The 21,908-nt window shown below is 69.4% G+C and carries 18 protein-coding genes; 7 read left to right on the top strand and 11 right to left on the bottom strand.

Features of this window, described 5'->3' with window-relative positions; translation table 11 throughout:
- Positions 1-33: 33 nt before the first annotated feature.
- Positions 34-2,007 (bottom strand): penicillin-binding protein 2, encoded by a 1,974-nt coding sequence (gene mrdA, locus K8940_RS01270; RefSeq protein ID WP_223392745.1) that lies wholly within the window; start codon positions 2,005-2,007, stop codon positions 34-36.
- Between the two features lie 113 nt (positions 2,008-2,120).
- A complete protein-coding gene (locus tag K8940_RS01275; protein WP_223392746.1) occupies positions 2,121-4,340 on the bottom strand; it encodes a nitric-oxide reductase large subunit in 2,220 nt (739 codons plus the stop codon).
- 266 nt (positions 4,341-4,606) lie between these two features.
- Here K8940_RS01275 and fabA point away from each other — a divergent pair, with 266 nt between their 5' ends.
- Together fabA and K8940_RS01285 are read left to right on the top strand one after the other, a co-directional pair.
- Entirely contained in the window at positions 4,607-5,137 is a 531-nt protein-coding gene (gene fabA, locus K8940_RS01280; RefSeq protein WP_223392747.1) for a bifunctional 3-hydroxydecanoyl-ACP dehydratase/trans-2-decenoyl-ACP isomerase, read from the top strand.
- A gap of 147 nt (positions 5,138-5,284) precedes the next feature.
- A complete protein-coding gene (locus K8940_RS01285; protein ID WP_223392748.1) occupies positions 5,285-6,958 on the top strand; it encodes a hypothetical protein in 1,674 nt (557 codons plus the stop codon).
- 111 nt (positions 6,959-7,069) lie between these two features.
- Here the strand turns inward: K8940_RS01285 and K8940_RS01290 are convergent, their stop codons facing one another.
- The 5 genes from K8940_RS01290 to K8940_RS01310 form a co-directional block, all read right to left on the bottom strand.
- Positions 7,070-9,187, bottom strand: coding sequence for a M13 family metallopeptidase (locus tag K8940_RS01290; protein ID WP_223392749.1), 2,118 nt, complete (start codon positions 9,185-9,187; stop codon positions 7,070-7,072).
- Positions 9,188-9,286: 99 nt separating this feature from the next.
- Positions 9,287-9,772, bottom strand: a complete 486-nt coding sequence (locus K8940_RS01295; protein ID WP_223392750.1) for a copper chaperone PCu(A)C — start codon at positions 9,770-9,772, stop codon at positions 9,287-9,289.
- 12 nt (positions 9,773-9,784) lie between these two features.
- Positions 9,785-10,294, bottom strand: a complete 510-nt coding sequence (locus K8940_RS01300; RefSeq protein WP_223392751.1) for a YcnI family protein — start codon at positions 10,292-10,294, stop codon at positions 9,785-9,787.
- A 15-nt stretch (positions 10,295-10,309) separates the two neighbouring features.
- A complete protein-coding gene (locus K8940_RS01305; RefSeq protein ID WP_317847020.1) occupies positions 10,310-12,388 on the bottom strand; it encodes a TonB-dependent receptor family protein in 2,079 nt (692 codons plus the stop codon).
- Positions 12,389-12,454: 66 nt separating this feature from the next.
- Positions 12,455-12,829 carry a DUF2946 family protein gene (locus tag K8940_RS01310; protein WP_223392752.1) on the bottom strand — a complete coding sequence of 125 codons (375 nt, stop codon included), beginning with the start codon at positions 12,827-12,829 and terminating at the stop codon, positions 12,455-12,457.
- A 200-nt stretch (positions 12,830-13,029) separates the two neighbouring features.
- On the opposite strand from K8940_RS01310, the gene K8940_RS01315 reads away from it, so the two are divergent.
- Positions 13,030-13,470: a hypothetical protein gene (locus K8940_RS01315; RefSeq protein WP_223392753.1), complete on the top strand. Its 441-nt coding sequence runs from the start codon at positions 13,030-13,032 to the stop codon at positions 13,468-13,470.
- A gap of 163 nt (positions 13,471-13,633) precedes the next feature.
- A complete protein-coding gene (gene ggt / locus K8940_RS01320) occupies positions 13,634-15,406 on the top strand; it encodes a gamma-glutamyltransferase (RefSeq protein WP_223392754.1) in 1,773 nt (590 codons plus the stop codon).
- A gap of 192 nt (positions 15,407-15,598) precedes the next feature.
- Here the strand turns inward: ggt and K8940_RS01325 are convergent, their stop codons facing one another.
- Complete coding sequence (locus K8940_RS01325; protein ID WP_223392755.1) at positions 15,599-16,363, bottom strand: LytTR family DNA-binding domain-containing protein; 765 nt, start codon at positions 16,361-16,363, stop codon at positions 15,599-15,601.
- A gap of 112 nt (positions 16,364-16,475) precedes the next feature.
- Here K8940_RS01325 and K8940_RS01330 point away from each other — a divergent pair, with 112 nt between their 5' ends.
- The gene (locus tag K8940_RS01330; protein ID WP_223392756.1) at positions 16,476-17,090 is read left to right on the top strand and encodes a DUF2306 domain-containing protein; all 615 of its coding nucleotides are present in this window, start codon (positions 16,476-16,478) and stop codon (positions 17,088-17,090) included.
- On the opposite strand, the gene K8940_RS01335 is transcribed toward K8940_RS01330, so the two are convergent.
- The 3 genes from K8940_RS01335 to ybaL all read right to left on the bottom strand — a co-directional run bounded on the left by K8940_RS01335 (position 17,087) and on the right by ybaL (position 19,697).
- A complete protein-coding gene (locus tag K8940_RS01335; RefSeq protein WP_223392757.1) occupies positions 17,087-17,395 on the bottom strand; it encodes a putative quinol monooxygenase in 309 nt (102 codons plus the stop codon). The genes K8940_RS01330 and K8940_RS01335 overlap by 4 nt on opposite strands.
- Positions 17,396-17,462: 67 nt before the next feature.
- Positions 17,463-17,915 (bottom strand): MaoC family dehydratase, encoded by a 453-nt coding sequence (locus tag K8940_RS01340; RefSeq protein WP_223392758.1) that lies wholly within the window; start codon positions 17,913-17,915, stop codon positions 17,463-17,465.
- 81 nt (positions 17,916-17,996) lie between these two features.
- Complete coding sequence (gene ybaL / locus K8940_RS01345; RefSeq protein WP_223392759.1) at positions 17,997-19,697, bottom strand: YbaL family putative K(+) efflux transporter; 1,701 nt, start codon at positions 19,695-19,697, stop codon at positions 17,997-17,999.
- 71 nt (positions 19,698-19,768) lie between these two features.
- Here ybaL and K8940_RS01350 point away from each other — a divergent pair, with 71 nt between their 5' ends.
- Both K8940_RS01350 and K8940_RS01355 read left to right on the top strand, forming a co-directional pair.
- A complete protein-coding gene (locus tag K8940_RS01350; protein ID WP_223392760.1) occupies positions 19,769-20,032 on the top strand; it encodes a helix-turn-helix domain-containing protein in 264 nt (87 codons plus the stop codon).
- A 22-nt stretch (positions 20,033-20,054) separates the two neighbouring features.
- Entirely contained in the window at positions 20,055-21,854 is a 1,800-nt protein-coding gene (locus K8940_RS01355) for a cation:proton antiporter (protein ID WP_223392761.1), read from the top strand.
- Positions 21,855-21,908 lie beyond the last annotated feature (54 nt).

Consider the following 21,908-nt stretch of genomic DNA (forward strand, 5'->3'; position numbering starts at 1 on the left):
CCGGCCAACCGCGCCGTCATCGCCTGTCGCGCGCTACCCCGTCGACTGAACGCCTTCGGTCGGCGTCGGCGCTTCCGAGGGCTCGCCCTCTTCCGGCCCGAGGGTCGGCAGGGGCATCGGCCTTTCGATGCGGGCGCGGATCTCGGGGTCCTTCAGCAGCGCCACGCGCATCACCTCGCGCGCTCTCGGCGCGGCGGCGCTGGAGCCGAACATGCCGCCGTGCTCGACCAGCACCGACATCGCGTAGCGCGGCTGGTCGTAGGGCGCGAAGGCGATGAACAGGTTGTGGTCCTTCAGCCGCCAGGGCACCCCCTGGTTGCTGCGCGAGCCGGTCTGGGAATACTGGCGGACCTGGGCCGTGCCGGTCTTGCCCGCCATCAGGACGTCGCCGAGGCCCAGCTGGCTCTGCTTGTAGGCGCCGCCGGTCGGGTCGTTGGCCACCGCCGCCATGCCGGCCCGGACGATCTCGACATGCTCCTGCGGGAACGGCAGGTCGCCCACCGCGTCGCCGTGGGGCTGGTCGACCCCGCCGATCGACTGGACCAGCCGAGGGTTCAGCGCCCGCTTGCCGTTGGCCAGGCGCGCGCACATCACCGCCAGCTGCAGGGCGTTGACGTTGATATAGCCCTGGCCGATCCCGTACGGCACGGAGTCGCCGGGATGCCAGACCGGATCGCGCTTGAAGGCCTTCTTCTTCCACTCGCGCGAGCCGACCAGGCCCTTGCGCTGGCCGGGGATCCCCAGGTCGAAGGTCTGGCCGAAGCCCAGGGCGGTGGCGGTCGCGTGGATCGGGTCCGGGCCGATGCGCAGCGCCATCTGGTAGAAATAGACGTCGCAGGAGTTCTTGATGGCGTCGTGCATGGACTGCACGCCATGCCCGCCCTTCTTGTGGCAGTGCCAGGTGCGGCCGCCGAAGTACCATCCGCCGGTGCAGACCACCCGTTCGGTCGGGTCGATCCCCGCGCTCAGCGCCGCCAGGGCCACGGTCGGCTTGAAGGTGGAGCCCGGCGGGTAGACGCCGGTCATGGTCTTGTCCAGCAGCGGCTTGCGTTCGTACTGCGCCAGGGCCCGGTACTCGGCGCCCGACAGACCCTTGACCAGCCGGTTGGCGTCGAAGCTGGGGGTCGAGGCCATGCACAGCAGGTCGCCGGTCCGGCAGTCGACCATCACGATCGCGCCGCTCTCCTCGCCCATCACCTCGAGGGCGCGGTTCTGGATGTCGGCGTCGAGGGTGAGGCGGATCTCCTTGCCGGCGGTCGCGGCGATGTCGCCGGCCGGATCCAGCCGCACGACGCGGCCCTGGGCGTCGACCTCGGCCTTGGTGGCGCCGGCCTGGCCGCGCAGGTCCCGGTCGAAAGCCTTCTCGACGCCCTGCTTGCCGATCCGGAAGCCCGGATTGTGCAGCAGCGCCTGGTCCTGGGTGGCGTCGTCCCTGGCGGCCTCCAGATCCCGGTCCGAGGCCTTGGCGACATAGCCGATGACGTGGGCGAAGGCGCCGCCGAACGGGTAGACCCGCACCTCGCCCATGTCGGCCGTGACGTTGGGCAGCTCCGGCTCACGGATGTTGATGCGCGAGAACTCTTCCCACGACAGGTCCTCCATCACCACGACCGGGGCCTTGCGCGGGGCGCGGGCCAGGTCCTTGAGGACGCGAGCGCGGCGCGTTCCGTCGATCGGGACCAGCTTGGCTAGGTCGTCCATGACGGCCTCGGCGTCCAGGTCCTTGTCCTTGTTGATCATCAGCCGGAAGTTCGGCCGGTTGGAGGCCAGGGACACGCCGTTGCGGTCCAGGATCAGACCGCGCGGCGGCGGCGCCAGGCGGTAGTTGAACTGGTTGCCGGCCGAAAGCGTCTGGTAGCGCCGGGCCTCGACCAGCTGCAGCTGGGCCAGACGGCCGCCCAGGGCCAGCAGGCCCAGGCCCGTGAAGCCGCCCAGCAGGAACGCGCGCCGGTGGAAGGCGCCCTGGCGCTCATTGACCTCCGAGAAGAAGATGGAGGGTTCGCTCATCCCGTGGCCGACTCAACCGTTGCTTGTCGCGACAAAATCATGCCGGCGAGTCGCGTCAAAGGCCCTTTTCACGTCGTGTCAGAAGAAGTTTTTCGCGGGCCCCGAACCGGTCGCTAGTCCGCCCGCGTCGTCTTCCCCTTCGACAGGAACGCCTGGACGAAGAACACCACGAACGCCCCGACCCCGACGGCGAAGACCACGTCGCCGGGCACGCGGGCCCAGACCAGCGCCTCCATCAGCGGATGGTGCATCATCTCGGCGGAGCGGGCCGCCGCGTAGTGGTCGCTGAACGAGACGTAGGTCTGCCACAGGCCCTGGGGCAGCAGCGACAGGAAGGTCATCATCGCCAGGCCGATGTTCAGGCCCCAGAAGGCGATCGACAGCGCCTTCTGGTTCCATCGGCTGGGGTCGGTCAGGCCCCGCAGGCAGTAGAGGATGAGGCCCAGGCCCAGCATGCCGTAGACGCCGAACAGCGCCGTGTGGCCGTGGGCCGCCGTCGTGTTCAGGCCCTGCATGTAGTAGAGCGCGATCGGCGAGTTGATCAGGAAGCCCAGCAGGCCCGCGCCGATCAGGTTCCAGAACAGCACGGCGGCGAAGAACCGGAACGGCCAGCGATAGACGTGCTCCCAGGCCTGCTGGCCTTCCAGCTTGGAGCGGTTGAAGGCCTCGAAGCCGACCACGACCAGCGGCACGACCTCCAGCGCCGAGAACACCGAGCCCAGGGCGATGACCCCGATCGGCGTGCCGCTGAAATAGAGGTGGTGGAAGGTGCCCAGCACCCCGCCGCCGAGGAAGACGATGGTGGCGAACAGCACCGAGGTGGCCGCCACCGAGGCGCGGACCAGACCCATGCGCACCAGCAGGGCCGAGACGATGGCGGTGGCGAAGACCTCGAACACGCCCTCGACCCACAGGTGGACGACCCACCAGCGCCAGTACTCCATGATCGAGATGTGGGTCTTCTCGCCCCACATCAGGCTGGCCCCGAACAGCAGGCCGATCGAGACCGCCGAGACCGCGACCAGCAGCACCAGAGACACGCCGCCCTGGCCGCGCAGCGCCGGCCACAGCGATCGCAGCACCAGCACGACCCAGAGCAGAAGGCCGATGAACAGGTAGATCTGCCAGAAGCGGCCGAAGTCGGTGTACTCGTAGCCCTGATGGCCGAACCAGAAGTTGGCGGTCAGGTCGTGGAAGAAGCCGTTGACCGCCGCCCACTGGCCGGCGAAGGCGCCGACGACGATGACCAGCAGGCTGCCAAACAGGAAGTTGACGCCCCAGACCTGGAATCTCGGCTCGTGGCCGGTCAGCAGCGGCGCGACATAGAGGCCCGTGGCCAGCCAGGCCGTGGCGATCCACAGCACCGCCAGCTGGGTGTGCCAGGTGCGGGTGATGGCGTAGGGCAGCATGTCCGAGAACGGCAGGCCGTAAAGGCCCTGGCCCTCGACCTGGTAGTGGGCGGTGATGACGCCCAGCAGCACCTGGGCGCTGAACAGCGCCATGACCACCCAGAAGTACTTGCGGACGGCCAGCATGGACGGGGTCACGGTGACGCGGTCCATGAAGTCTACGCCTGCGAAGCCGCCGTCGGGCTCGCTGTCGGCGCGCCAGGCGTCGAACTCGCGGGCGTAGTAGGCGACGATGGCCCCGACGCCGGCCAGCAGGACGATGATCGAGATCATCGACCACAGGAAGACCGCCCCCGTCGGGGTGTTGCCGACCAGCGGCTCGTGCGGCCAGTTGCTGGTGTAGGTGATGGTCTTGCCAGGTCGCTCGGTGGTGGCCGACCAGGCGGTCCAGAAATAGAAGGCCGACAGGGCGCGGGCGTCCGCGTCGCTCAGCCGGGTGTGGGTGGGGAAGGCGTACTTGACCCGCAGCGCGCGGGCCTCCGGCGTCCGCGCTTGGTAGAGGTCGCGATAGTGCGCCTGCACCAGCGCGACGGCCGCGGCGCGGTCGGGCGAGATGCGGATCACCTCGGTGGCGGGATCATAGGTGTTGCGGCGCATGTCGACGCGCAGGACGGCCTGCTCGGCGGCCTGTCGCCGCGCGTCCAGCGCTGCGAACGTGGCCGCGCCGTCGGCCTTGGCCCGCGCGTCCAGTTGGGCGACCGCTTCCCGGTGCAGCCAGTCGGCGCTCCAGTCCGGCGCCAGATAGCCGCCATGGCCCCAGATCGAGCCCTGCTGCATGCCGCCCATGGCCTGCCACACGGCCTGGCCGCGCTGGATGTCCTCGCGGGTATAGACCGTCGTTCCCGTGGTGGTCTGGACCGCCGCCGGAATGGGCGGGGCGGCGTGATAGATCTCGCGCCCGAAGAATAGCAGTACAGAGAACATCGCGACGACGCCGAGCGTCAAAATTAGCCAAAGGCGTCGCAAGGTGAACAGATGCGCGTAACTAGCCATGATAATAGCCTCCGCAACCTGATTTAGCCTTAGCTTGCATGGATCACGGCGGGCAGGAAGTATTATTTCAGGAAAGACCTGAGCGAGTCTGTGACGATAGTGCGTAAACGCTTATGCGGTCGGGCTTTGCGGGCTCAATCTTGACGCGCGCCGCCCCGCGCCCGCAGCCTGCGGGAAATCCATAGGGGGAGGGCGCCTTGGCGAACCCGCACGATTTCCACGTTCCGCAGGACCACTACACGAAGGCGGACCTGCTGAAGTCCGGCCTGGGCGGCTATTTCGGGCCGGGCAACGCGCAGCTGCCGGCCCCGCCGATGCTGATGATGGACCGGATCACCGACATCACCCTGGACGGCGGCGACTTCGGCAAGGGCTTCGTGGCGGCCGAGCTGGATATCACCCCGGATCTCTGGTTCTTCGACTGCCACTTCATCGGCGACCCGGTGATGCCGGGCTGCCTGGGGCTGGACGCCATGTGGCAGGTGATCGGCTACTGGCTGGGCTGGTCGGGCTCGCCGGGCAAGGGGCGGGCCATCGGGGTGGGCGAGGTGAAGTTCCGCGGCCACGTCACGCCCGAGGTGAAGCTGGTGCGGTACGAGATCAGCCTGCGCCAGGTCCGGCGCGGCAGGCTGGCCCTCGGCCTGGCGAACGGCCGCCTGCTGGCCGACGGCGAATGCGTCTACACCGCCAGCGACCTCAAGGTCGGCATGATCGCGGGTCCCGAATAGGGCGAGTTCATCGCGCCGGCGTCACCTCTGGTCGAATTCGGCGCCGCGCTCGTCGCACGAGAATCCCATCCGCTCGGTTCGCATGGCTTTGCGAGGAGACGGCGGTCCCCCACCGCCATTTCCTTCCCCCAAGACCATGAGGCTAAAGTGGCGGTTTTCACGGGCGGCGACGCCGACGACATCTATACGGGCGGCGACGCCGGCGACCAGATCAACGGCGGCAAGGGTAACGACACCCTGTCGGGCCAGGGCGGCGCGGACCAGATCTGGGGCGCCGACGGCGCCGACACCCTGAACGGCGACGACGGCGACGACTATCTGTACGCTGGCGGCACGAACGATTCCGACGGCTATTCGGATCGCCTGAACGGCGGCGCCGGCTTCGACCGTCTGTACGGCGGCGTCGGCGACCACTTCGACGGCGGGGCCAACGGCGCCCAGGGCGACTTCGCCTATCTGAACCTGACGCAGTCGGTCGTGTCGGTGATCCTCGACATGAACAGCACGGCGCTGCAGTCGATCGCCGGCGGCGGCAGTATCGCCAATGTCGAGCAGGTCGAGATCTGGACTGGCGCGGCCTCGGACCGCGTCAAGGGCGGCGCGGCCGACGACAAGATCCACGGCGGCGACGGCCATGACGCCCTCTATGGCGGCGACGGCGGCGACTACATATACGGCATGGCCGACAACGACACCCTGCGCGGCCAGGGCGGCAGCGACAGCCTGCGCGGCGACGGCGGCCACGACCGCCTGATCGGCGGCGACGGCGCTGACACCCTGTCGGGCGACCAGGACGCGGCCCTGAACACCGATGGCCAGGACCAGCTGGATGGCGGGGCCGGCGCCGACTTTCTGTACGGCAACGGCGGCAATGACATCCTGATCGGCGGCGCGGGCGACGACCAGCTCTACGGCGGGACCGGGGCGGACCGCTTCGCCTTCTCGGGCGTCGGCCAGGGCAACGACCTGGTGCGCGACTTCTCCATCGCCGACGGGGATCGCTTCGACCTGGATGGCAAGCAATTCACCGCCGCGGCCAGCGACGGCGCGGGCGGCACGACCCTGACCTGGGACGGGGGCACGATCCGCGTGGAGAAGGTCACGGCGACCCTGGCGGAGTTCAACGCCTTGACGGCGACGGGCGCCAACACCCTGGTCCGCCTGACCAACGCCTTCGACAACATCTTGCGCTACGCCCCGGCCAACGACGCCGACCGGGCTTACGTCCAGGGGCTGGCCGACAAGGTCGTCGCGGGCCAGCTGACCGAGGCCTCGGCCCTGAAGGCGATCATCAACCTGGCCGACGCCTCCTCGGCGGTGGCGACGGTGTCGTACGCCTTCTTCACCGGCCATGCGCCGAGCGAGGGCGGCATGGACTATCTGCTGTCGCCGATCGGCCCCAACGGCAACAACCTCAACAGCGCCTACTACCAGTCGTTCAACGCCGAGAACCGCTACATCAACTTCGCGGTGAACCTGGGCCGCGACGGCGAGGGCAAGGCCGCGTTCGAGGCCGAGTACGGCGGCAAGAGCTTCTTCGAAGCCACCCGCAGCGCCTATGCCAAGATCTTCGGGGCCACGCCCGACGACGCCAAGGTCCACGCCCTGATCGACACCCGCACCGACTATTTCACCGCCTACGGAAAGACCGACATCGGCGCCAAGGCGGCCATGGTCGGCTGGCTGCTGGCCGAAGCCATGAAGGCGGACGTCGGCATGTTCGCCGGGGCCAACAACGCCTATTTCGCCGACCTCGCCGACGGGGCGGCCTTCAACGTCGATCTGGTCGGCCAGTACGGCAAGCCCGAGTACAATCTCTGACCTGACGGTCGCCTGCGGACCCACCTGCTCTGGCGGCCCCATCCGCCAGAGAAAAGGGCCGCCGGTCTGTCCGGCGGCCCTTCTTTTTATCCACCTGGTCGGCGCTGTGGCCTACCAGATCTTCACGCGGTCTTCCGGCGCGACGTACAGCTTGTCGCCCGGCTTGACGTCGAAGGCCGCGTACCAGCCGGGCTGGTTCCGGATCGTGCCGTTGACGCGATAGTAGGCCGGCGAGTGCGGGTCGCTGGCGATCTGCTGCTTGAGGGCGTCGTCGCGCGACTTCTGGCGCCACACCTGGGCCCAGCCCAGATAGACGCGCTGGTCGCCGGTGAAGCCGTCCAGCACCGGCGAGGGCTTGCCCTGCAGCGAGACGTGGTAGGCGTCCAGGGCGAAGCCGAGGCCGGCCATGTCGCCGATGTTCTCGCCCATGGTCAGGTCGCCGTTGACGTGCATGCCCGGGAAGGGCTCGAAGGCCGAGTACTGCTTGCCCAGCTTGACCTTCTGGACCTCGAACTTGGCGGCGTCTTCCGCCGTCCACCAGTCGCGCAGCACGCCGTCGCCGTCGGACTTGCGGCCCTGGTCGTCGAAGCCGTGGCCGATCTCGTGGCCGATCACGCCGCCGATGCCGCCGTAGTTGACGGCCGGGTCGGCGTCCGGATGGAAGAACGGCGCCTGCAGGATGGCGGCCGGGAACACGATCTCGTTGTTGACCGAGTTGTAGTAGGCGTTGACCGTCTGCGGGGTCATGCCCCACTCGGTCTTGTCCACCGGCTGGTTCAGGCGCTCGACGTCGTGGCGATAGTCCCAGGCCCCCTCGCGGATGGCGTTGCCGTAGGCGTCGCCTTCCTTGATCTCCAGCTTGGAATAGTCGCGCCACTTGTCGGGATAGCCGATCTTGACGGTGAACTTGGCCAGCTTGTCCTGGGCCTTGGCCTTGGTCTCCGGACCCATCCAGTCGGAGCCGTCGATGCGGGTCTTCAGGACCGTGCGGATGTCGCCGACCAGGGCGACCATCTTGGCCTTGGAGTCCGGCGGGAAGTAGGCCGCGACATATTCCTTGCCGACCGCCTCGCCCAGCAGGCCGTTGACCTGGGCCACGCCGCGCTTCCAGCGGGGCTTCTGCTCGGGCTGGCCGGCCAGGGTCTTGTTGCGGAACTCGAAGCTGGCGTCGGCGAAACGCTTGGACAGCATCGGCGCGCCGCCATCGATCACCTTGAACGCCTGCCAGGCCTTGAGGGTCTCCAGCGGGGTGTCGGCGTAGATCTTGGCGTACTTGGGGAACGAGGTGTTGGTGGTGACGATGAAGCGGTCGAGCTTGGGCAGCTCGGTCCCGACCAGATAGCGGTTCCAGTCGTAGCCCGGCGTCAGGGCCTGCAGCTCGGCCAGGGTGGCGGGGTTGTAGGTCTTGTCGCGGTTGCGGCGCTCGACGCGGGTCCACGAGGCCTCGGCCAGCTTGGTCTCGAAGTCGACGATGGCCTTGGCGTTCTCGGCCGGCTTCTCCCAGCCGCCCAGGGTCAGCATCTTCTCGACATAGGCCAGATAGGCCGTCTTCTTGTCGGCGAACTTGGCGTCCAGATAGTAGTCGCGGTCGGGCAGGCTGAGGCCGCCGGTCTGGGCGTAGACGGCGTAGCGCTGCGGGCTCTTGGCGTCGGTCGAGACGCCCAGGCCGATCAGGGTCGAGTAGGGCGTGACCGAGCTCTTGCCCATCAGGGCGGTGAACTCTTCCTTGGTCTTGACCTTCTTGACGCCGTCCAGCCACGGCTGGATCGGCTTGGCGTCCAGCTTCTCGACGCCGGCCTCGTCCATGAAGGCGCGGTAGGCGGCGCCGATCTTGGCCTTCTCGCCCGTCGCGGTCTTGTCGGCGGCGGCGCCTTCGATGATCGCCTTGGTGCGGGCTTCGGACAGCTCGGCCAGCTTGTCGAAATTGCCGTAGCGGACGCGGTCCGACGGGATCTCGGTCTTGGCGTCCCAGGCGCCGTTGGCGAACTTGTAGAAGTCGTCGCCCGGCTTCACGGAGGTGTCCATGCCGGTGAGGTCGAAGCCCCAGGTCCCGTAGCGCGGCGACTCCAGCGAGGTGACGTCGCCGGCGACGCCCTCCGCCAGGGTCGGCATCAGCGACTGCACGGTGCAGGCCTCGTCGATGCAGGCGTGTTGTTCGTGGGCCTGGGCCCCGAAGGCGCAGATCGACAGGGCCGCCGCGGCGGCGGCGCCGAACCAAACTCTTTTCATGGAAAGTCGTATCCGTTGGAGTGAGCTGGGCGGCAATCTGCACGGACGCGGAATATTTGCTCCCTTAAAAAAAGTTCATGTTCCGCGTTTCGGGCAGGATCAGTGGTGGTGCTCGCCCATGGGCGAAGCCTGCCCGCCGGGCGGCGGAGCCAGTTGCACGGTCAGCTCGACCTGGGCCTTGCGACCGTTATCGAAGATCAGCGTTACCGGAACTTTTTGCCCCACGCCTTGGGCCGCCTTCAGGGACAGCAGCATCAGGTGATAGCCGCCGGGCGCGAAGGCGACCTGGCCGCCGGCCGGGACGACGACGCCGGCGTCCTGGCGGCGCATGGTCATGACGCCATTGGCCATGGCCGACTGGTGGATCTCGACCTTGGCGGCGGCCGGGCTCTCGACGCGCTGCAGCGTCACCGGCGTCTTGCCGGCGTTGACCACGGTGAAGAAGCCGACCCCGTTCATCCCCGCCTGGGCCGGGCGGCTCCAGGGCTGGCGGACGGTCAGGGCGCCCAGCTTGTAGTCGCCGGCGTGGGCCAGCGGAGCGGCGAGGGCGGCGAGGGCGAAGGCGGCGGCGAACAGGCGCGACATGGGCGCTCCTTCTCAGTGCTGGTGGGCGGCGGGCGCCGCGCCATTGGGGATCAGGGTGACGACCGGGGCGGGACGGGTCAGCTTCTCGTCCAGAGCGTCGGGGCTGGCGAACTCCGTCCACTGGCTCTCGCCCTTCTCGCAGGTCTGGACGACCGGGAAGATGAGGCGGTCTCCGGTCGCGGGCAGCTTCATCAGGATGGCGAAGTCGTCGAAGGCCTCGTCGGGCAGGCGGCCTTCGAAGGTGATAGCGGTGGGGGCGGCCTTCGGGTCCGTTCCGCGCTCGAGGACGTAGGTCCAGCCGGGCTTGACCTGCGGCCGGGCCGAGGCGACGCCCTCGGGGATCTCGATGCGGACCTTCAAGGTCACGTCGCCCGCCGCGCAGGCGTGGCCGACGCGGAAGGCGATGGCGGAATACGAGCCGGCCTTGGCGGTGTCGGGGACCGCCACCACGTGGGCGGCGGCCTCCGTGGCCAGGAGGGGGCTGGCGAGGAGCGCCAGGAGGGCGATCAGCGGGGCTTTCATGATGTCGTCCTCCCTTTAGAAGCTCAGCGTAACGCCGCCGAACACCGACCGGCCATCGCCGGGCCAGAGCGTGGCGGTCGCGGCGGTCCAGGCGACGGCGGCCTGGGTGTTGGATACATAGGCCTTGTCCGTCAGGTTCCGGGCGTCGAGGAACAGCGAGACCGCCGGGGTGACCTTCCAGCCGGCGTTCAGGTTCAGGATGGCATAGCCTGGCGCGGTCTGGGTGTTCTTGTAGTCGATCCACTGGTCGCTGGCCGACCACTCGACCGACGGGGCCAGGAACCAGCCGCGCGGGTCGTCGTAGCGGACCTCCGAGCGGTAGAAGTGCCGGGGCACGATCGGCAGGCGGTTGTCGCCGAACTGGACGTCGTCCTTGAAGCGGAAGTCCGAATACGTCCAGGTCTGGCGGACGCGCCAGTGCTTGGCCGGGGCCCAGTCCAGCGCCGCCTCGATCCCCTGGTGGACGGTCTTGTCGGCGTTGAAGGTGGCGGCCGGGATCGACGAGGTCACCGCGTACTGCAGCATCTCGTCCTTCAGCTTGGCGCGATAGAGCGTCAGGTCGTAGGTGAACGGGCCCTTGTGGCCGCGCGCGCCGACCTCGCCGGTCCAGGCCTTCTGGGCGCGGACCGGGGTGAAGCCGGTGTTGGTCGGGGTCATGGCGCTGAAGTTCGGCGGCTCGACCGAGCGGGTCAGGTTGGCGAACAGCTGGTTCCCCGTCTCGTCTTGCCACAGCAGGCCCACGCGCGGCGAGATCCAGTCATAGGTCTTGTCGGCCTTGAGATTGAAGGTCGTGGCGACGCCCGGCACGGCGAAGCTGGCGTAGTCGCGCCTGGCCTGACCCCAGGTCGCGCCGGCCACCACGGCGACGCGGTCGGTGACGAAGACGCGCCCCTCGCCGAACAGGTCGATCGCCTTGGCGTTCTGCTGCGTCCGCGAGGTCGGCGCGCCGCGCGCCCCGCGATTGTTGACGTAGAAGTTGGAGTCCATGTCGCCGGTCCGGTACCAGGCGCCGAAGAAGGCGTCGGCGCGTTTGCCGCCGATTTCGCCGTCCCAGTCGAAGCGGCCGAAGGCGCCGTAGTTACGGCTTTGCTGGTCGATGACCTGGAAGATCGGGTGGTCCAGGTCCTTCCACACCGCGTAGACCGCGCCCTCGAAGACCAGCTGGTCGGAGAGCCGCCAGGTCGTGCGCAGCGAGCCGCGCAGGCCGCGCTGGTTGCGGCCCTGGTCGCTGGCCAGGTTGGCGGCCGCGGTCTGATGCGGATCGGCCTGGAACTGGGCCAGGGTCAGGGCGCCGGGGATCTCCTGGTTGACGTTCGAGCCGTTGACGATGAACCGGACCTCGCGGTCCTCGCCGAACGACCGGCCGATGTTGAGCGATCCGAACTGGATGTTCTGCTGGCTCTGCGAGCGCCAGCCCTGGCCGGTCTGGTTGGTCAGCGCGGCATAGACGTCCCAGTCGCCCGACTGTCGCGCGATGGCGACATGCTCGCGCAGCAGGCCCCACGAGCCGCCGTCGAGGCGGACCTCGTTGTCGAAGCCGGCGTCCTTGCCCGTGGGGGTGACCATGTTGATCGCCCCGCCCAGCAAGGCGCCGCCGAAGCGCAGGGCGTTGCCGCCGCGATAGACCTCGGCGTAGCGGGTGTTCAGCGGGTCGGCGACCTGGCTGTCGCCATAGCCGTCGGCCTCGTTCAGCGGCACGCCGTCCTGGGCCAGCAGCAGGCCGCGGTTGTGGCTGGCGTTGCCGATGCCCGACCCGCGGATCGAGATGCGGATGTCGCCGCCCCACTTGCGCTGGGCGTAGACGCCGGGAGCGTCGCGCAGCATGTCGTCGAGGGCCAGGGCCTCGCGGTTGATGTAGCTCTCCTGCGAGATCACCGACACCGCGCCGGGCGTTTCGGACAGTCGCTTGCGGGCGGCGGCGACGACCGGCGGATCCTCGGGATTGAGGCGGGCGGTGACGATGACCGACGAGACCTCGGCGCCGTCGGAGGGCGGGGCGGGATCGGGCGCGGCGTGCGCGTCGGAAGCGAGGCAGGCCCCGGAAAGACAGGCGAAGGCGGCGGCGCCCGTGAGGGCGTGGCGATAGGTCGACATGGAACGCGAAGTCCTGAAAGCGTGACGAGGCGCGCGGCGTCACGGACGCGGCGCGGCGAGGTAGGGTCAGGCGTTCAGGTTGGCGGGCGGGCCCTGGCTGGGCGGACGCGGGGGCGCGCGAGCATGGCCGCGCACGCCCAGGACGCGCTGGACCGGCGTCGGGGCGAACTCGGCGTATTGGACGGGCGCGATGGCCGGGACCGGCGTGTCCAGGGTGACCGCCAGGGTCGGGCCCACGCAATCCGAGCACTTCAGGCCCATGAAGCCCTTGGCCGGCGCGGTGCGGACCGAACCGTCCTCGCTCAGGATCACGACCTTGGAGCCTTCGGCCGAACAGATGACGATCGCCGAGCCGCTTTCGCGCAGGTCGTGGGCCATGGCCGCGGCGGGCGTCATCACCTGGACGAACACGGCCAGCATCGCCGCGAGCGCGGCGAGCAAGGCTCGGAACTGTCCGGAACGGGCGATCATGGTCCCGGCTGAGTAGGGCGCGGCGGCGGGCGGGTCAATCAGGCGCGCGTGAGGCAGATGCGCGCGCGAACGCTTAAGGGACGCGAGTTCTCGTTCATGCGCGCTCGCCTAGAGGGAGAGGACGCGGCATGTATCCTCTCGGCTATCGTGCGCCTGACCGGAGCGGAACCATGACGACGCCTCGACTCTGGATCGCCGTCGCGCTGGTCGTGTTCGTCGGCGCGCGGGCGGACGCCGGGCAGTCGGGATCTAGCGACCCGGCCTGCCGCAAGTCGACGGCGAGCGCTAGCCGTATGACCAGCTCGGGGCGCCTCATCCACGTTGACACCTTTCCGGCAGGCGTCGAGATCCAGGCGCGCTACCTGCCCTACTTCGACGACGATAAGGACGGCAGGATAGACGGTGGGGACGTGCGCTTCCGAGACAGCATCGGCTTTCGCGATCGCGACGACCCTCGGGCGCCCGTTCGGACGCCGCGCGAGTCCAGGATCAAGCGGGTCTATCTTTCGGCGCGTGGCGCGAGCCTGGACCGGTGGGGCCGGCGGCCGGTGAAGGTCTATGCCCTGCGCTGTTTTGGCATGGCGCAACCGGTCGAGCCGCGCGACCGATAGAGGCGCGCCCGGAACCGGCGCCAAGCTGATCAATCGCGCGGCGCTGGGGCGAGAGCGCTGGGAGTCGCGGAGGAACGACTTTGACACGCCGCCCGGATGGCGGTCGTGTCGCCGCGAGACGTCGGTAGGGCGACGTCTCTCTGTCAGTTGGGGAAATCGGAACATGCGTAAGTTGACCCTCGCCGCGCGCACGGCGTTGCTGCGCGTCACGCTGGCGAGCGTGCTCGTCGTCTCGAACCTGTCGTTCGCGCCGGCCTTCGCTCAGGACGAGGCAACCGCGCCGGCGATCGCCAGGACCGGCGGCGACTTGATCGGTTACGGCTCGATCCACCATCCGGTGGTCGGGCGCGGGGGCATGGTCGTGGCCCAGAACAAGATCGGCGCCCGGATCGGCGCGGACATCCTGGCCAAGGGCGGCAACGCGGTCGATGCGGCCGTGGCCGTGGGGATCGCCGAGGCCCTGACCCTGCCGCGCGCCGGCAATCTGGGCGGCGGCGGCTACATGCTGGTCTATGACGCCGCCTCGAAGAAGACGGTCGCCATCGAGTACTACGGCCAGGCGCCGCTGGAGGTGACGCCGGACTTCCTGCTGGGCGACAACGGCCGGGTCGATCCGGCCAAGGTGGAGTCGTTCAAGGGCGTGACCGTGCCCGGCACTGTGGCCGGCCTGTGGGAGGCCCACAAGCGCTTCGGCAAGCTGCCCTGGGCGACCCTGATCCAGCCGACCATCGACCTGGCGACCCAGGGCGTGGTGATGAGCGACGACGAGTCCCAGGCCCTGGCCCAGCGCAAGAAGGCGATGTCGAAGGATCCGGGCGGCGCGCTCAAGGTGTTCTTCAAGCCGGACGGTTCGGCCTACGCGCCGGGCGAGGTGTTCAAGAACCCGGACCTGGCCTGGACGCTGAAGCAGATCCAGGCGCGCGGCGCCGACGGCTTCTACAAGGGGCCGGTGGCCGAGAAGATGGTCGCCGGGATCAAGGCCGGCGGCGGCATTATCACGCTGAAGGACCTGGCGGCCTACAAGGCCAATGTCCTGGAGCCGATCTGGTCCAGCTATCGCGGCTACCCGATCGCCTACATGCCGCCGACCTCGGCCGCGTCCAGCGTCGCCGAGGTGATGAACATCCTCGAGCAGTTCCCGATGGACAAGTTCGGCCAGGGCAACGTCGCCTCGATGCACGTGATGGCCGAGGCCCTGAAGATCGCCACCATGGATCGCCGCTATTCCGGCGGCGGACCGCAGTGGAAGACGCCCGCGAAGGGCATCGCCAGCAAGGAATTCGCCGCCGAGCGCGCCAAGCTGATCTCGATGGACAGGTCGCTGGACTCCAAGACCCTGACGGCGCTGGACCCGCACAATTTCGAGGGGCCGGACACCACCCACTTCTCGATCGCCGACAAGGACGGCAACGTGGTCTCCAACACCTACACCCTGACCGCCTCGTTCGGGGCGCACGTGGTGGCGCCGGGCACCGGCTTCCTGCTCAACAACTCGCTGGGCAATTTCGACTGGAGCCAGCGGGCGACCAGCCTTGGCAACAGGATCGAGCCGGGCAAGCGGGCCCAGTCGACCATCTCGCCGATCATCGTCTTCAAGGACGGCAAGCCCTGGGTGGCCACCGGCACGCCGGGCGGCGGCACGATCATCGGCACCATGGCCCAGATGCTGTCGAACCTGATCGACTACCAGCTCAACGTCGCCGAGGCGGCCCAGCGTCCGCGCGTCTACCAGTCGGGCATCGACGGCCCGCTGCAGCTGGAGGAGTCGATCCCGCAGGACCTGGTGGCCGGGCTGGAGGCCAAGGGCCACAAGGTCGAGCGCTCTCAGATCATCGGCAGCACCCAGTCGATCATGATCGGCCCGGACGGCGTCTTCTACGGCGCGGCCGACACCCGTCGCCCGGACTCGGCGGCGATCGGCGTGAAGCAGTATTGAGGAGGGCGGGGGATCGATACGCCGCCCACGATCCTTCGATCCCCAAACACCGCTCATCCCCGCGAAAGCGGGGACCCAAGCCGATTCTCAGTTGGTGGCGTGGGCGGCGGATGAATCTTCGCGCGCCGCTTGGGTCCCCGCTTTCGCGGGGATGAGCGAACGTTGGGGGCGAGATCTGAGCCTAGTAGCGCCCTACCCCCGCCAGCCGGCCTCCTTCAGCACAGGGGCGTAGGTGCGGCTGACCGGGGCTACGAGCCCCCCGGCCAGGCGGGCCTCGCCGGTCCCGCGCCGCCAGCGCACGGCCTCGACCGCCTCGGCCGCGACCCACCACGAGCGGTGGATGCGCCAGCCGTGGGCCTTGTCCAGCTCGGCCAGGGCGTCGGCGAAGCGCAGGGTAATCAACTCCTCGCCGGCGTCGGTGTGGACCTTCAGATAGTGGTCGTGGGCCTCGACGGCGATCAGCCGGGCGCCGCGGCGTCTAGCCGAGAGGCGCTTGCGGAAGGCCGTCTCGGCCTCGGGCGTGGGCGGGGCCACGACCGTGCGGGTCTCGATCCGGGTGGGACGCGGCCGCCAGACCAGGGCCCGGACCAGCATCACCGCCAGCGAGATTGGCAGCACCTGGATCAGCAGCGGCGCGTAGTCCCGCCAGTCGAAGCCGTCGCCCAGCAGGACCGCCTCGCTGGTCCGCACCCACAGCGTGACCGGCGGCGTCATCAGGACCGAGACCAGGAGCGCGCGCCGCCACGGATGGGGCAGTCGCGTCTCGAGCAGGCGATCCAGCACGAAGCCGATCCCCCCGCCGACGACCATGCAGCTCATCCAGTAGGCGTAGCGATAGGGGGCCGGGATCTGGTCGGAGCCGAAGGGGCCCAGGAAACCCATCAGGAGGCCGATGGCGACCAGCACCGCCAGGTCGACAACCCATCGTCGCGCGCTCGCCCTGTCTGCCTCGCCCATCACGGTCCCGTTCGCGCAGCCCTGGCGCCGTTCACGAAGCAAGGCCTAGCGAGACGCCGCGCGCGCCGCAATCCATCGGGCGACATCGCCATCGCCGAGGACCGTTCCGACCATGACCGCGCTCGCCCAGACCCGTCTCCAGGCCCGATGGCCGCCCCGGGTCTTCTGGATCCTGGCGGCGCTGCTCAGCGTCGCCATCGCCGCCTATTCGGCCCGCTACCTGCTGCATCCGCCGCGCACGCCGGCCGAGGCCCTGGGCAATCCGCTGGGCGTTCCCTGGCTGGTCGTCCATGTCGGCGGCGCGGTGACGGCGCTGGTGCTGGGCTCGCTGCAGTTCGCGCCCGGGCTGCGCCGGGTCGGGGCCCATCGCTGGATCGGCCGGACCTATGTGCTGGGCTGCCTGGTCGGTGGCGCGGCGGGGCTGGTTCTGGCCCCCGGCTCCTCCGCCGGCCCGATCGCCTCGGCCGGGTTCGGAAGCCTGGCGGTGGTCTGGATCGCCGTGAACCTGCTGGGCTGGCGCGCGGCGCTGGACCGGCGCTTCGAGGATCATCGCCGCTGGATGATCCGCTCGTGGGCCCTGACCCTGGCGGCGGTCACCCTGCGGCTCTACCTGCCCCTGGTCGGCGTGCTGGATCTGCCGTTCCTGCCCTGGTACCGGGCCATCGCCTTCCTGTGCTGGGTCCCCAACCTGATCGTCGCCGAGCTCTACCTTCGGCGCCGCGCCTAACCCAGATCGACGGGCTCGCAGACCATCGAGGTCCGCTCGGCCAGGTCGCCGATCCGGGCCAGATAGGCCTTGAAGTGCGGGGTCTCGCGGTGGGCGGCGACGGCGGCGTTGTCGACATACAGCTCGTCCAGCACGAAGCGGTCGGCGTTGGCCTGGTCACGCCAGACGTCCCAGCGCAGGTTGCCCGGCTCGGCTCGGCAGGCGGGGGCCATGCCCAGCAGCAGGGCCTGGAGTTCGTCGGTCTTGCCGGGACGAGCGGTCAGGATCGCGGTGATCTTGGCGAGGGTAGGGGCTGGGGTCGGCATCGGGGTCCTCTCGTGGCGTCGCGCGACAGATAGGGTCCCGGACGGCCCGTCCCAGGTCTTGAAGCGTTCAGTCCTTGGCGGGACGGCGGCGGCGCGGCACGCGGACCACGGCCTCGCCGTCCATGATCAGGTCCTCGCCGACCAGGCCCTCGCAGCGCAGGGTAACGCGGGCGCTCTCGGGATCGATGGCGGCGACGGTGACGCGGGCGGTGACCACGTCGCCGATCCGCACCGGCCGGTGGAAGGCCAGGGTCTGGGACAGATAGATCGAGCCGGCTCCCGGCAGGATGGTGCCGACCACCGCCGACCCGAAAGAGGCCGACAGCAGGCCGTGGGCGATGCGGCCGCGATAGGCCGTCTTGGCCGCGTAGGCCTCGTCCATGTGGACCGGATTGAAGTCGTCCGACGCCTCGGCGAACAGGCGGATGCGCTCCTCGCTGATGGGGACGTGCTTTTCGGCCGTCATGCCGACGGAGAGCTCTTCGAGGATGTAGCCGCCCGAGGCGTGAGGCTGGATCATCAGGCGCGGTTAGCGCTCATGTGCGGTTAAGGCCAGCGAAAATGCCGTTGTCGGCGCGAAACCTCGTCCGGATGACCGGCGTCAGTGATGGGCCTGGGCGGGCGGCTTCTTGCGTGGCGCGCGGGCCAGCATGCCCTTGGCGATCTCCTCCTCGCCGATCAGGGCGTGGGTGGCGCCCATCTGCTTGAGCAGGGTGACGTCGGCGTCGGTATAGGCGCGGGCGACGATCTCGCACTGGGGATTGGCCGCGCGGGCCTGCTCGATGATCCGGGCGGCCTCGAACGGGTTGGGCACGGCGACGAACAGGTGGGTGGCCTTGTCTAGGCCCGCCTTCAGCAGCACCTCGGGCTTGACCGCGTTGCCGCCGATCGTCTCGAAGCCGGCCTTGCGCAGCTCGTCGGCGCGCTCGACGTCGTCCTCGATCACCACCAGGGGCATCTTCTTGCTCTTGAGTCCCTCGGCCACGGCCTTGCCGACCCGGCCGTAGCCGATCAGCAGGGCGTGGGGCTGGGCGGCGGCGGTCATGGCGGGCTCCTCGCCCGCCGCCCCTGTGGCGTTTTGAGCCTCCTTGGCGATCATCCCGGGCAGGATCCTGTCCAGCCAGGCGAACAGCAGCGGGTTGAGCAGGATCGACAGGATCGCGCCGGCCAGGACCAGGTCGCGGCCGTCGTCGGGCAGCAGCTTCAGCGACACGCCCAGGCCGGCCAGGATGAACGAGAACTCGCCGATCTGGGCCAGACTGACCGAGATGGTCAGGGCCGTGCTCATCGGGCGGCGGAAGGCCAGGACGATGACCAGGGCGGCGATCGACTTGCCGACGACGATGATCGCCAGGGTGGCCAGCACCGCGACCGGCTCGCGGATCAGCACCATCGGGTCGAACAGCATGCCGATCGAGACGAAGAACAGCACCGCGAAGGCGTCGCGCAGCGGCAGGGTGTCGTTGGCGGCCTGCTGCGACAGCTCGCTCTCGGCCATGATCATGCCGGCGAAGAAGGCGCCCAGGGCGAAGGACACGCCGAACAGGGCGGCTGAACCAAAAGCCACGCCCAGGGCGATGGCCAGCACGGCCAGGCGGAAGAGCTCGCGCGAGCCGGTGTGGGCGATGCGGTGCAGGATCCACGGGATCACCCGCCGCCCGACGATCAGCATGAAGGCGACGAACGCCACGACCTTGCCGATGGTGATGGCGAAGGCGGCCATCACGCCACCGCCCAGGAAGGCGTGCGCTCCGCCCTGGGCGGTGGGCGCCTCGCCGCCCATCACGCCCGACAGGGCCGGCAGCAGGACGAGGGCCAGCACCATGGCCAGGTCCTCGACGATCAGCCAGCCGACCGCGATCTTGCCGCGCCCGGTCTCGATCAGCCGCCGCTCCTGCAGGGCCCGCAGCAGCACCACGGTCGAGGCGACCGACAGGGCCAGGCCGAACACCACCCCCGCGCCGACGCCCCAGCCCAGGGCCATCGCCAGGCCCAGGCCCATCACCGTCGCCGCGCCGATCTGCACGACCGCGCCGGGAATGGCGATGTTCTTCACCGCCATCAGATCCTTCAGCGAGAAGTGCAGGCCGACGCCGAACATCAGCAGGATCACGCCGATCTCGGCCAGCTGCGGAGCCAGCTCCTGGTCGGCGACGTAGCCGGGGGTGAACGGCCCGACCAGTACGCCCGCCAGCAGGTAGCCGACCAGAACCGGCAGCTTCAGCCGGTTGGCGATGGCGCCGAAGACGAAGGCCAGGCCCAGGCCCGCGACGATGGTGGCGATCAGCGAGGTATGGTGCAAAGGTCCTCCTTGACGGTCATCTTTTTCGGGCGTACTCAACCAATATGGGTGACAAAACCCAGGTACGCTAGATGCCACACGCAAAAATTCTCCTCCCGGCGCAATGCCGGGCCGCCCGCGGGCTGATCAACTGGTCCCAGGGCGAGCTCGCCGATCGGGCGGGCGTGTCGCGCAGCACGGTCAAGGATTTCGAGACCGAGCGCCACGCCCTGCACCATAGCACCGAACGCCTGCTGATCGACGCGATCGAGGCCGGCGGGGTGTCGCTGATCAAGCCCGACCAGGCTGGCGGCGACGAGGCGGGACCGGGCGTGCGGCTGAAGCGACCGATCTGACGGGCAGCATCCAGGAGGGGCAGTGGCGCACGACGTTTCACCAGAGAGCTACAAGGACCTCGTCCTGTTCCTGGCGACCGCCGGCATCGTCGCGCCGCTGTTCAAGCGCCTGAAGATCAATCCCATCCTAGGCTACCTGCTGGCCGGGGTGATCCTGGGGCCGTTCGGCCTGGGCCGGTTCATTGGCGTCGCGCCCTGGCTGGACTACGTCACCGTCGACAATCCCGATGAAATCGCCCAGCTGGCCGAGTTCGGGGTGGTCTTCCTGCTGTTCATGATCGGGCTGGAGCTCTCGTGGGAGCGCCTGCGCCTGATGCGCAAGTGGGTGTTCGGCCTGGGCGCCGTGCAGGTGATCGGCTGCTCGCTGGTGCTGGGCGGCGGCGCCATGCTGCTGGGCCAGAGCCCGGTGGCGGCCCTGACCATCGGCGCGGCCCTGACCCTGTCTTCGACCGCCATCGCCGTGCCGGTGCTGGCCGAGCGGCGGCGGCTGCACTCGGAGGCCGGGCGGGCGACCTTCTCGGTGCTGCTGTTCCAGGACCTGGCCGTCGCCCCGATCCTGATCACCCTGGCGATCCTGGGGCGCGGCCACGGCGCCTTCCAGATGGCCGACCTCCTGGCCCTGGCGCCGGCGGCCCTGGGCCTGGGCCTGATCGTGCTGGTCGGCCGCCTGGCCCTGCGCCCGATGCTGAAGTCGGTCGCCAAGGCCAAGAGCGAAGAGATGTTCATGGCCGCCTGCCTGCTGGTGATCATCGGCGCGGGCCTGGTCAGCCAGATGTCGGGCCTGTCGATGGCTCTCGGGGCGTTCGTGGCCGGCATCCTGCTGGCCGAGACCGAGTACCGCCACGAGGTCGAGGTCAAGATCGAGCCGTTCAAGGGCCTGCTGCTCAGCCTGTTCTTCGTCTCGCTGGGCATCCGCCTGGACCTGTCCCTGTTGGCCGCCCAGCCGGCCGCGATCCTGGCCACGGCGGTGGGCCTGCTGGTGCTGAAGACCGTGGTGGTGTTCGGCAGCGGCCTGCTGATGGGCCTGAACCGGCGCGCGGCGATCGAGGCGGCCCTGATCCTGGCGGCCGGCGGCGAGTTCGCCTTCGTGCTGCTGGACAACGCCATCGGGGCCGAGGTGGTGTCGCCCGCCATTGGCCAGGCGGTGCTGGTCTCGGCCACCCTGACCATGTTCCTGATCCCGGCCCTCGCGGCGCTGGGCGGCTATCTGGGCCGCAAGAGCGCGCCGCTGCCGGTCAGCGAGGCCCCGCCGTCCACGGCCAGCGAGCCGGACCGCGTCGGCCCCGAGCCCGCCGGCCAGGTGCTGGTCATCGGCTATGGCCGGGTCGGCAAGCTGGTCGGCGACATGCTGGGCCGCCACGACCTGCCCTGGATCGCCATCGACCGCGAGGCGCGTCTGGTCGAGCAGGGGCGGCGCGAGGCCCATCGCATCTATTACGGCGACGCCTCGCGGCTGGAGCTGCTGGAGCGCTGCGGCCTGGCCACGGCCCGGGCGGTGGTCGTGACCATGGACGCCTTCGAGGTGGCCGAGGCGGTGGTCGCCGCCGCGCGCGGAGCCCGGCCGGACGTGCCGATCGTGGTCCGCGCCCGCGACGCCCGCCACGCCGCCCGCCTCTACGAGCTGGGGGCCACCGACGCCGTGCCCGAGACCATCGAGGCGTCCCTGCAGCTGTCCGAGGCCGTGCTGGTCGACATCGGCGTGCCGATGGGTCTGGTCATCGCTTCGATCCACGAGCGCCGCGACGAATATCGCAAGGTCCTGAACCGTCCCGACGCCCTGGGCGGGCGGCGACGGCGACTGCGGGACGCCAGCCTGCGTTAGGCTTGACGCCGATCAAGGCGGTGGAAACGGCGCGGCGTCGTATGGTCGCCTCAG

It is taken from the genome of Caulobacter segnis, assembly GCF_019931575.1.
Lineage (GTDB): Bacteria > Pseudomonadota > Alphaproteobacteria > Caulobacterales > Caulobacteraceae > Caulobacter > Caulobacter segnis_C.